At 71.3% G+C, this 11,030-nt stretch carries 6 protein-coding genes; all 6 read right to left on the bottom strand.

All coding sequences use genetic code 11. The features are described 5' to 3' along the window. Window positions 1–50 precede the first annotated feature (50 nt). Window positions 51–266 carry an MbtH family NRPS accessory protein gene (locus AB0915_RS00945; protein WP_366689040.1) on the bottom strand — a complete coding sequence of 72 codons (216 nt, stop codon included), beginning with the start codon at window positions 264–266 and terminating at the stop codon, window positions 51–53. Between the two features lie 245 nt (window positions 267–511). Further along, window positions 512–2,992, bottom strand: coding sequence for an FtsX-like permease family protein (locus AB0915_RS00940; protein WP_366689039.1), 2,481 nt, complete (start codon window positions 2,990–2,992; stop codon window positions 512–514). A 5-nt stretch (window positions 2,993–2,997) separates the two neighbouring features. Next, a complete protein-coding gene (locus AB0915_RS00935) occupies window positions 2,998–3,762 on the bottom strand; it encodes an ABC transporter ATP-binding protein (protein WP_366689038.1) in 765 nt (254 codons plus the stop codon). Then, window positions 3,755–5,119, bottom strand: coding sequence for an MFS transporter (locus tag AB0915_RS00930; RefSeq protein ID WP_366689037.1), 1,365 nt, complete (start codon window positions 5,117–5,119; stop codon window positions 3,755–3,757). Before AB0915_RS00930 ends, AB0915_RS00935 begins: the two co-directional genes overlap by 8 nt. Before the next feature lie 44 nt (window positions 5,120–5,163). After that, a complete protein-coding gene (locus AB0915_RS00925; protein ID WP_366689036.1) occupies window positions 5,164–6,081 on the bottom strand; it encodes an ornithine carbamoyltransferase in 918 nt (305 codons plus the stop codon). A gap of 25 nt (window positions 6,082–6,106) precedes the next feature. Then, window positions 6,107–10,981, bottom strand: coding sequence for an amino acid adenylation domain-containing protein (locus AB0915_RS00920; protein ID WP_366689035.1), 4,875 nt, complete (start codon window positions 10,979–10,981; stop codon window positions 6,107–6,109). Window positions 10,982–11,030 lie beyond the last annotated feature (49 nt).

The following is an 11,030-nucleotide window of genomic DNA, read 5'->3' as shown; positions in this document are numbered from 1 at the left end:
CTGTGGTGTGCGCGGAGCTGCTGCCGTCGGCCGGGCCGGCGGAGTGGCGCTCAGACGCCCGCCTGCTCCATACGGCGGCGCAGGCTGGCCGGACGCATGTCCGTCCACAGCTCCTCGATCCGGTCGAGGCAGTCCTGCCGGGCGCCCTCGGTGCCCTCGGCGTGCCAGCCGGCCGGCAGCTCCCGGTCCGCGTCCCAGATCGAGTACTGCTCCTCGTCGTTCAGGACGACCTGGTAGACACGGAGGTCGGTCTGCTCGTCAGCCATGACGGTTTCCCTTCGGTGGTCGGATTCGCCCTCAGCTTCGGGCGCCGACCTATACCGGCCCTCTTATCGGCTCTCTTACCGGTCCTCTTTTCCGGCCGCCGCCGGGCCAGGGGACGGCCGCCGGGCCGGGCCGGGGAGCCCGCGGCCGCCGTCGTACGGGCACGACGCAGCACGCGGCCCGGTCCCGTCGGGGGTGGCGGGACCGGACCGCGTGGGTCACAGGTGGAGCGGTGGGGCGGGGCGGGCTACTCGCGCGAGCCGACGAACTGCACGGCCCTGGCCCGCAGCGCCGCGCCGACCGGCAGCACCGTGCCGATGACGGCGAGCAGGGTGGAGACGGCGGCGACGCCGATGACGATCGCGTACGGCACCACGATCGGTGTCGTACCGAACAGCTGGAACAGCGCGCTCCACAACCCGGTGAGGTTGACCACCGTGGCCACCAGGGCCAGTACCAGGCCGATCGCGGAGACCAGCAGCGACTCGGCGAGGAAGAACCGCACCACCTGCCGGGGCGTGGCCCCCGTCATCCGCAGCACCGCCAGGTCGCGCCGGCGGTCGGCGGTCGCCATGAGCAGGGTGTTGAGGATCGCGATGAAGCAGAACAGCATGATGATCAGGGCCGTGGAACGCTGCCGCACCTCGGTGAGATGACGGGCGTACGCGCTCTCCGACTCGACCAGCTGGTCCCTCGTCATGAATGTCGCGCCGCTGCCCGCCACCGCCTTGCGGATCTGGGCGGTGACCGCCGTGCGGTCGACGCCCGGGTCCAGCGTGATGTACGCGCGCCGGGCCAGCCCGTCCCGTGCGTAGAGCGCCGTCCCGGCGAACCGCTGGGGCAGATAGGCGACGTCCTCGCCACGCAGTGCCTTGTACACGGCGGCCACCCGGAGTTCGACCTCCTGGCCGTCCGCCATCAGCAGCTTCTGCCTGGATCCGAGGTCCATGCCCCACAGGTCGGCCACGGCCATGCTGTTGTCGTCGAGATCGTCCAGGGAACCCTCGGTGACCTTGAGGTCCATCGTCCGCTTGAGCGCCGCGGGGTCGACGACGAGCCCGTCGTTCTCGTCGTATCGGTCCTCGTCCTTGGCGTAGATCGTGGTCAGGACGGGGGCGACGATCTTCACCCCGTCGATGCGCGCGACCCGGTCGACCACCTGCGGGCTGATGCCCGGGGTGTGGTCGGGGGCGAGCGCGTACTGCGAGGTGACCCGGTTCTGCAGTCCGCTGTCGCGGGCCGCGCCGAGCGAGTCGGTGGCGGCGAGCAGCGAGAAGGACAGCCCCACGGTGAGCAGGACCGGGGCGGCGGTCGCCGCGGTACGCCGACGCGAGGTCAGCGCGCTCTCCCGGACCAGCATTGCGGTGGGCCCCGAGGCATGCCGGAACGGCCACATCAGCAGTCTGGTCAGCGGTCCGACGACCAGCGGCGCGAGCACCGCTGCGGCCAGCACCGGCACCATCAGCGAGACCACGTACACGGTCGGCGAGAGCACCGTGCCCGGCGAACCGGTGGCGATCCAGGCCGTCCAGCCGACCCCGCCGACCAGGGCGATCCCGCCGAGCAGCGCACGGCCCGGCGTCACCCCGGTGTCATCGACGGAGGCCTCGCGCAGCGCCTCGATCGGCTGGATGGAGCCGGCCCGGCGGGCCGCGGAGGCCGCACCGCCGACGGAGACCACCAGACCGACCAGGAACGCGGCGACGAGCGGTGCCAGCACGGTCCAGTGCAGCGACGGCTCCACGGTGAACCACGGGGGCGAGATGTCCATCGAGATCAGCATGTCGGCGAGCAGCTGCGCGCCGAACAGTCCCAGGAGCGCGCCGATCGCGGAGGCCGCGCCGCCGACGAGCAGTGCCTCGTTGCGGACCATCTTGCGCACCTGCTTGGGCGTGGCGCCGACGGCGCGCAGCAGCGCCACCTCCCGGCGGCGCTGGACGACCGCGAAGGCGAAGGTGGACGCCACCACGAAGATCGCGGTGGTCCCCGCCACGCTGGCCATCACCGGCACCAGCGTGATCGTGTTGTCGAGCGTCTCCCGGTCGGCCGCCTCGCTGGCGTCCGCCTTGTGCCGGTCCTGACCGGTGAGCACGGTGGCGCTGTCACCGACGGCGGCCTTGACCGCCGCGAGCGGGCCGAGCGCGACCAGGGACTCGATTCGCGGGGAGAGCCGGGCGGCCTCCGCGTCGGAGAAGAAGACCGCGTCCTCGTAGCCGACCGGCGAGACGGTGCCGCTGACCGTGTACGGCTCGACGCCGGACGCGGTCAGGACGGTCACCCTGTCACCAGTGCGGGCCTGGTCGGAGGGGACGACGATGTCGCGGTCCCCGGTAGGCTGCCTGCCGTCGACCAGCTTGTAGCCGCCGAACCCGGCCACCGCCCAGGGGTGGCCCACCTGGTCCTTGGGGCCGCCTTCGAGCTGGGCGTAGAACGCCCGGTCCACCACGGTCTGCCCGGTGGCCGCGACCTTGTCCCGCAGCTCGGGAGAGATGCCCCGGGCCGCTTCGGGGGAACGGATGCCCAGGTCGTGCTGGGCGTCGTTCCAACCTGCGGAGGACGGCTGGACCACGGCCGCCGCGCCGGCGAACCGTTCCACCGGCCGGTCGGGCATGTCCAGCATCGTCATCAGGAGCAGCCCCATGGCCGCGACCTGGGCGACCCCGAGCACCAGGGCGACGACGGTGCCGAGGAACGACACCCATCGCGCCCGCAGGGTCTGGAAGGCCACCCTGATCACTGCGACACCGCCAGATACGTCATCCGGGCGGCGACGGCCTCGGCGGTGGGCGAGAGCTCCTCGCCGACCAGGGTGCCGTCGGCGAGGAACAGCACCCGGTCCGCGTACGCGGCGACGTTCGGGTCGTGGGTGACCATCACGATGGTGGTGGTCACCCGGTCCTCCTGGCCGGCCTCGGAACCGGTGACCTGGCCGACCAGTCCGCGCAGGGTGTCCAGGAGTTCGCGCCCGGTGGTGAGGTCCAGCGCCCCGGTGGGCTCGTCGGCGAAGAGCACGGCGGGCCTGGACACCAGGGCGCGGGCGATGGCCACCCGCTGCTGCTGGCCGCCGGAGAGCTGGCTCGGGCGGTTGCCCGCCTTGTTCTCCAGCCCCACCTGGGCCAGCGCCTGACGCACCGTCCTCCTGTCGGGCTTGCGGCCGGACAGCCGCATGGGCAGCGCCACATTCTGTTCGGCAGTCAGCGAAGGCAGCAGGTTGAAGGCCTGGAAGATGAAGCCGGTGGACTCCCGGCGGAGCTCGGTGAGCCGGGTCTCGTTCATCCCGGCGAGGCTGCGGCCGTCGATGAACACCTCCCCCGAGGTCGGCCGGTCGAGTCCGGCGGCGCACTGGAGCAGCGTCGACTTGCCGGAGCCCGACGGACCCATGATCGCGGTGAAACTCCCCCGCGGAAAGGAAAGGCTGATCTCGCGTAACGCGCTCACCACGCTGTCGCCGGAGCCGTAGGTCTTGGTCAGCGACTCCAGTCGCACTGCGTCATCCATCGGTTCTCCGCGCTTCCAGGGTCGTGAGGGGATCGGCCGTCGCCCCGTCCGCGACGGAAGCCGGCTCGGGCATCTCGGGTACCACCGGCGAATCGGTCGCCGCCGGCGGGACGGGCGTGTGCACCGCTTCGGGAGGTTCGTTGTTGTCCTGACGGTCCTCCCGGGCCGCCCCGGGCCTGCTGAAGACCACGGCCGCCACCAGGGCCAGCACCACCATCACGCCGGACACCACCATCAGGGTGTGACGGCTGCCGACGGCCTCCAGCAGATATCCGGTACCGAGTGCGCCGAGTGAACTCGCCCCGGACACCAGGAGCATGACGACACTGCCGACCCGCCCCTGCATGTTGTTGGGGGTGATGCGCACCTGATAAGACATGCCGGAGACAGTAACAGTGGCTCCTATATGAGACGTTATGAAAAAGAGAACACCAAGTGCCACAGGTTGTCTGAAAAATACCGCTGCGGGCATGACCACGGCCCACGCGGCGTGCGCCAGGATCATCATGTGACGCATCGCCAGCCGCTTGTTCAGCCAGCCGCCGGTGAGCGCCCCGCACAGGCCGCCCATCCCCCCGGCCGCCATGATCAGGCCGATCGTGCCCGCCGCTCCGCCGTCCTCCCTGATCACCACGGCCACGGTCAGGATCAGACCCTGGAACACCAGATTGCTGCCCGCGATGATCAGCAGCGCCGTACGGAAATAGGCTCGATTCCATACCCAGCGCAGACCGACAGAGATGTCCTCACGTATCTTGCGGCGCTTGTTCGGACGGCGTGGCGGCTCGTTCTCCCCGCGCAGCCGCACCAGCGTGATCAGTGAGAACAGATAGAGCGTGACGCTCGACATGAACGGCACCCAGGCGGAGAGCCCGAACATGGCACCGCTCGTCGGATGGCCGATGAAGTTGACCCCCCTGGAGCGGGCCTCGTTCGTCGCCATCGCCGCGCCGAGCTGCCGGGGCGGCACCACACCGCGGACCATGGCCCGCTCGGACAGCTGGTAGAAGACCGTCATGCTGCTCTGGATGAATGCCACCAGGGCGATGTGCCAGACCCAGACCCGGTCCCCCAGCAGCGAGGCCGCCACCGTGGCGACCGCCGCCATCCGCACCAGGACGCAGGTCATCATCACCCGGCGCCGGTTCATCCGGTCCACCAGCACCCCGGCCGGCAGCTGGACCACCAGCGCGGGGAGCAGACCGGCGAACCCCACCAGCCCCGCCGCGCTCTTCGACCCGGTGTGCCAGAGCACCAGCAGGGTGAAGGCCATGCCCGAGCAGCGCTCGGCCATGACCGACATCGCGGAGCCGGTCCACAGGAGCCGGAAGTCGCGGTAGCTGCGCAGCGAGGGCATTTCGTGCTTACCCTTCCCCCGCGTGCGGTATCCCCCCTCGGTGCTCATGGACGGGCGGCCCGGCACCATTCAAGGACCGCCATGGCGCTGTGCAGCTTGTGCGTGGCCTGGGTGAAGGCGATGCTCGCCGGGCCGTCCAGCACCTCGGCGGTGACCTCCTCGCCCCGGTGGGCGGGCAGGTCGTGCAGGAAGACCGCGTCCGGGCTGTCCCGCCACAGCTCCCGGGTGACCTGGAACGGCGCGAACACCTCACGCCAGTCGGCGGTCGGCTTGCTGGTCCCGGTGGTCTGCCATCGGGTGGTGTACACGGCGTCGAACCCGGCCGGCAGTCCGGTCATGTCGTGCTGCTCGGAGAGCTTCGACCCGCTGCGCGCCGCCTGCTCGGCCGCGGTGGCGAGGATCTCCGGCGCCAGCCCGTATCCGCGCGGGGTGCGCAGCTCCAGCTCGGTGCCGGGGAACCGGGTCAGTGCCAGGGCCAGCGCGGCCGCGCTGTTGTTGCCCTCGCCGACGTACAGCACGCGCAGGCCGTCGACCCGCCCGAAGTGGTGGTGCAGCGTGGTGAGGTCGGTGAGCCCCTGGGTGGGGTGCTCCTCGGCGCTCATCGCGTTGACGACCGACATCGGCCCGGCCGCCGCCCAGGTGCGCAGTTCCTCGGTGGCGTCGGCGGTCCGGGCCACCAGCAGGTCCAGCATCCCGGAGAGCACCCGGCCGGTGTCCTCGGTGGTCTCCCCGGTGTTCAGCTGGAGGTCGCCGGGCCCGAACGTCACGGTCTTCGCGCCGAGCCGCAGCGCGCCGCTGGTGAAGGCGGTACGGGTACGGGTCGAGGTGCGCCGGAAGTAGATGCCGACGATCGCGTCCCGGAGGGAGTCCGCCACGGCCCCGGCCGCGAACTCGGCCCCGCGTGCCACGAGTCCGCGCAGGTCGTCGTCGGTCAGGTCGGTGATGGAGATGAGGTGTCGCATGAGGACGTCCTTCGTCTCGGCGGGGTCAGTGGGTCTCGGTGAGCACGGCGTCGATCTCGGCCCGGACGCGGTCCTCGATCTCCACCGCGAGCTGCGCGATCGTGGGACTCTCGAAGGCGACGCGCATCGGCAGGTCGAGGTCGAACTCGTTCTGGAGCCGCGAGACCAGACGCACCGCGAGGATGGAGTGGCCGCCCAGGTCGAAGAAGCTGTCCTGTGCGCTCGCCTCCTTGCCCAGCAGGTCCTGCCAGATGGCCGCGATGCGCTGCTCGGTGGGGGTGCGCGGGGCGACGAAGCCTTCCTGGCCCGCGGTGTCGGGGTCGGGGAGGGTGCGGCGGTCGAGCTTGCCGTTGGCGGTCAGCGGGATCGCGTCGAGCTGGACGTACGCGGACGGCACCATGTACTCGGGCAGCGCGTCGGTCAGGTCGGGGATCTCACCGACGACGTAGGCGATCAGCCGCTGGTCCTCCGATACGACCACCGCCGCATCGGTGACCTGCGGATGCGCGGTCAACGCCGCCCGGATCTCACCCAGTTCGATCCGGTAGCCACGGATCTTGACCTGGTCGTCGATCCGGCCGAGGAACTCCACCGCACCATCGCTCCGCCACCGCGCCAGATCACCCGTGCGATACAGCCGGGAGCCGGCCGGACCGTACGGATCCGGCAGGAACTTCTCCGCCGTCGCACCCGGACGGAACGCATACCCACGCGCCACCCCCGCACCACCGACGAACAACTCACCGACCGCACCCACCGGAACCGGCCGAAGTTCGGTGTCCAGCACCCGCATCACCATGTTCGGCAACGGACGCCCGATCGGCACGACCCCCTCGAACGGCTCGACCAGCGGGAAGACACAGGTACCGACCGTGGTCTCGGTGGGGCCGTACTCGTTCATCACCTGCCCATTGCCCAGCAGGTTCCGCCAGCGCTCCACCAGCGCACCCGGCAACGCCTCACCCGCCACCACGACCCGACCGGTCAGCGCCTGGATCTCCTCGTCGGAGAGCTGACCGGACAGCACTTCCAGATGCCCGGGAGTCAGCTTGATGAAGGAGAACGGACCCGCGGCCACCAGGCTCCCGCCCAGCTCCGTCAGCTCACCATCCCACAGCCAGGTCCGCTGACCCGCAGCCAGCGGCGCCCACACGTTCGGCACAACCAGGTCAAAAGCGACCGACGAGAAGACCGGCGCACCACCCGACCAGGAGGCAGCCAACTCACGTACCGCCCAGTCGACATGGTTGACCAGGCTACGGTGCGAGACCTGCACACCCTTCGGCCGACCCGTCGAACCCGACGTGAAGACCGTATACGCCACCGAATCCAGATCCACCGCCACCGAAGGCGCAAAGCCCGAGAACTCCGCCAGACCCGGGTCGTCGACCCGGACCACATCCACATCGAACCGATCCGCATACGCGGCCGAGGTCACCGCCACCGAAACCCGGGCCTCCTCCACCATGCCGGCGATCCGGCCCACCGGAAGCACCGGATCCATCGGCACATACCCCGCACCCGCCCGCCACACCGCAAGCAGTGACACCACCAGATCCACCGACCGGTCCAACAGCACCGCCACCGTCGACTCAGGCCCCACACCCGCCGCCATCAGCCGGTGCGCCAGACGGTTCGCCCGCACATCCAACTCCGCGTAACCGAGCCGCTCCTCACCACACTCCAGCGCCACCGCATCCGGCACCAAAGCCACCTGACGCGCCACCAACTCCGGCACCGACACCTCGGCCACCCGCACCGCCGAGTCGTTCCAGACCCGCAGCAGGCGCTGCTCGTGGACCGAGGTGATGTCGATCGCCGACAGGGCGGTGCCGGGCGCGTCCACCACACCCTGCAGCAGCCGCACGAAGTGGTCGGCCATCCGCTCCACCGTGGAGCGGTCGAAGAGCGAGGTCGCGTACTCCAGCGCACCGTTCAGCGAGCCGTCGGCCTGGCGCCAGATGAACATCGTCAGGTCCGTCTTCGCCACCCGCCAGGCTCCCTGGAAGGCGTCCATCAGCACACCGTCGGCGGCCACCGACGTCGCTCCCTCGTCCTGGAGGTCGAAGGCCACCTGGTAGAGGGGGGTGCGCGACAGGTCACGCACCGGCTGGAGCTCGTCCACCAGCCGCTCGAACGGCAGCTCCTGGTGGGCGAAGCCGGACAGCGCGGTGTCCTTGGTGCGGCCCAGCAGCTCGGCGAAGCTCGGGTCGCCGGTCAGGTCGCAGCGCATCACGAGCGAGTTGAGGAAGAAGCCGACGGTGTCCTGGGTCTCCGGCCTGAGCCGGCCGGTGACCGGGCTGCCGATGCCGAAGTCGTACTGTCCGCTGTGCCGGGAGAGCAGCGCGGCGAAGACGGCCAGCAGGGTGGCGTACTGCGTCGCGCCGTGCTGCCGGCCGATCCCGCTGAGCGCGTCGGCGAGACCCGCGGGGACGGAGAACCGGACCCCCTGACCCTTGCCGTCGCGGCGGGCCGGGCGCAGCCGGTCGGTGTGCAGCTGGAGCTCCGGCATGCCGCGCAGGGCGGTCTTCCAGTAGTCCAGCTCGCGGTCCAGCACCGTGTCGTCGGAGCGGGCCGCCTGCCAGGCCGCGTAATCCGCGTACTGCACCGGCAGCGGCGGGAGTTCGGGGCTGCGGAACTCGGCCGCGGCGGCGCACAGCTCGCGGATCTCGCGCTCCATGACGACGGTCGACCAGCCGTCACTGGCGATGTGGTGGGTCGTCACCAGCAGCACCGGGCCGCCGATCGGCACCCGCACCAGCAGCGCCCGCCAGAGCGGGCCGTCGGTCAGGTCGAAACCCCGGCCGAACTGCTCACCGAAGAGCTGTTCGAGCTCGCTCTCGCCCGCGTCCACCACCCGCAGCTCCACCGGCTGTGCCGGAGCGACGACCTGGCGGGGCTCCTCGCCCTCCAGCACGTACCGGGTGCGCAGCGCCTCGTGCCGCTCCTCCAGCGTGTCCAGCGCCGATCGGACGGTCTCGGCGCCGGTGCCCGCGGGCAGCCGCAGGAACAGCGGGGCCACCCACTCCGGGCTGCACGGGTGCATCCGGTCCAGGAACCAGAGCCGGTGCTGCCCGAAGGAGAGCGGCAGCGGGGTGTCACGGCCCACCGGGACCACCGCGGGCACGGCCGGACGGGACTCCTCGATCAGCCGGGCCTGCGCCTCCACGGTCGAGGCACCGAAGAGACCACGGAGCTGGATGTCGTCGCCGGACGCCTTGCCCAGCGCGACCGCGAGCCGGGTCAGGACCAGCGAGGAGCCGCCGAGGGCGAAGAAGTCGTCGTGCACACCCACCCGTTCGACCTGGAGCAGCTGCTCCCAGACCTGGGCGACCAGCCGCTCGGCGGGCGTACGGGGGGCGATATGGGCGGGGCCCTCACCGCTGCCGTCGACGGCGGCCGCCTGCGGGTCGGGCAGCGCGGCGCGGTCCACCTTGCCGTTCGAGGTGAGCGGGAAGGCGTCCACCGGGACGAACTGGGCCGGGATCATCGGCTCGGGCAGCCGGCGGCGCAGGAAGCTGCGCAGCTCGTCGCGCGGGATGCGGCGGGCCGAGACCAGATGGGCGACCAGCCGCTTGGCACCGGCCACGGTGTACGCGCCGACGACCGCGCCACGGATGTCGGGGTGCGCGCCCAGCGCGGCCTCGACCTCGGCGGGCTCGATCCGTACGCCGTTCACCTTGACCTGGTGGTCGACCCGGCCGAGGTAGGCGAGGGCGCCGTCGGAGCGCCAGCGGGCGAGGTCACCGGTGCGGTACATCCGGCTGCCGGCCGGGCCGTGCGGGTCGGGCACGAAACGGTCGGCGGTCTGGGCGGGGTTGCCGGCATAGCCACGGGCCACACCGGTGCCCGCGGCGTACAGCTCGCCGACGACACCGATCGGAACCGGGTCCAGCTCCTCGTCCAGCACGTAGACCCGCAGGTTGTCGAGGGGACGGCCGATGGGCACCGCCTCGGTGTGCTGCTCCGGGTCGAACTCCTGACCCGTGACGTCGATGGAGCACTCGGTGGGACCGTAGGTGTTCCAGACGGTGGCGCCGGTCGGCTCACCGAGCCTGCGGCACAGCTCGGCGTCGAGCGCCTCGCCCGCGGAGAAGACCAGCCGCAGCCCGGTGCACTCCGGCCAGCCGGGCTCCTCGGCGAGGAGGCGCAGCACGGACGGCACGCCCTGCAGGACGGTGATCCGCTGCTCGGCGATCGTACGCACCAGCAAGGCCGGGTCGGACTCGGCGCCCTCGGGGGCCATCACCACGGTGCCGCCCGCGACGAGCGGCGCGAAGAGTTCCAAGGCCGCCGCGTCGAAGGTGAGCACAGTCTTCTGCAGCATCCGGTCCTGCGGGCCGAGTTCCTGACGGTCCACCGTCCAGGAGACCCGGTTGGCGATCCCGCCGTGCTCGACGAGCACCCCCTTGGGTCGCCCCGTGGAGCCGGAGGTGTAGGTGAGGTACGCGGCGTTCAGCGGGTCCACACCGACCGGGTCGGGGGCGGTGTCCGGCAGCGCGTCGAGTCCGCTGTCCGCGCCGTCCAGCAGCACGGTGCCGTCGGGCAGCAGCCCGTCGACCGCACCGGCCGACGCGGTGACGGTCAGCAGCTTCACCGCGCCGCTGTCCTCGACCATCCACGCGGTCCGCTCGGCCGGGTGGGCGGCGTCCAGCGGCACATAGGCCGCGCCGGTCTTCCAGACCCCGAGCAGCGCCGCGACCAGGTCACGGCCGCGCGGCAGGCAGACCGCCACCCGCGCCTCCGGGCCCACGCCGCCGGCCTGGAGCAGTCGCGCGATCCGGTTCGCGCGCCGGTCCAGCTGCGCGTACGTCATCGCCCCTTGAGCGTCGTCGACCGCGGTGGCGTGGGGAGTACGGACGGCCTGGTGGGCGATCAGTTCGTGCAGCGGGACAGACATCTCTTCTCCAGAGGTGTTGATCAGTTGCGGCCTTCAGTGCGGTGCCGGA

Source organism: Streptomyces sp. NPDC048411 (assembly GCF_040704695.1).
Lineage (GTDB): Bacteria > Actinomycetota > Actinomycetes > Streptomycetales > Streptomycetaceae > Streptomyces.
Note: the sequence above shows the minus strand (reverse complement) of the source record. Positions and strands in the feature narration are given on the sequence as shown.

Excerpts from the sequence above, each read along its gene's own strand:
- AB0915_RS00930 (WP_366689037.1), bottom strand. The coding sequence starts at position 5,119 with ATGCCCTCGCTGCGCAGCTACCGCGACTTCCGGCTCCTGTGGACCGGC.
- AB0915_RS00945 (WP_366689040.1), bottom strand. The coding sequence starts at position 266 with ATGGCTGACGAGCAGACCGACCTCCGTGTCTACCAGGTCGTCCTGAAC.
- AB0915_RS00935 (WP_366689038.1), bottom strand. The coding sequence starts at position 3,762 with ATGGATGACGCAGTGCGACTGGAGTCGCTGACCAAGACCTACGGCTCC.
- AB0915_RS00920 (WP_366689035.1), bottom strand. The coding sequence starts at position 10,981 with ATGTCTGTCCCGCTGCACGAACTGATCGCCCACCAGGCCGTCCGTACT.
- AB0915_RS00925 (WP_366689036.1), bottom strand. The coding sequence starts at position 6,081 with ATGCGACACCTCATCTCCATCACCGACCTGACCGACGACGACCTGCGC.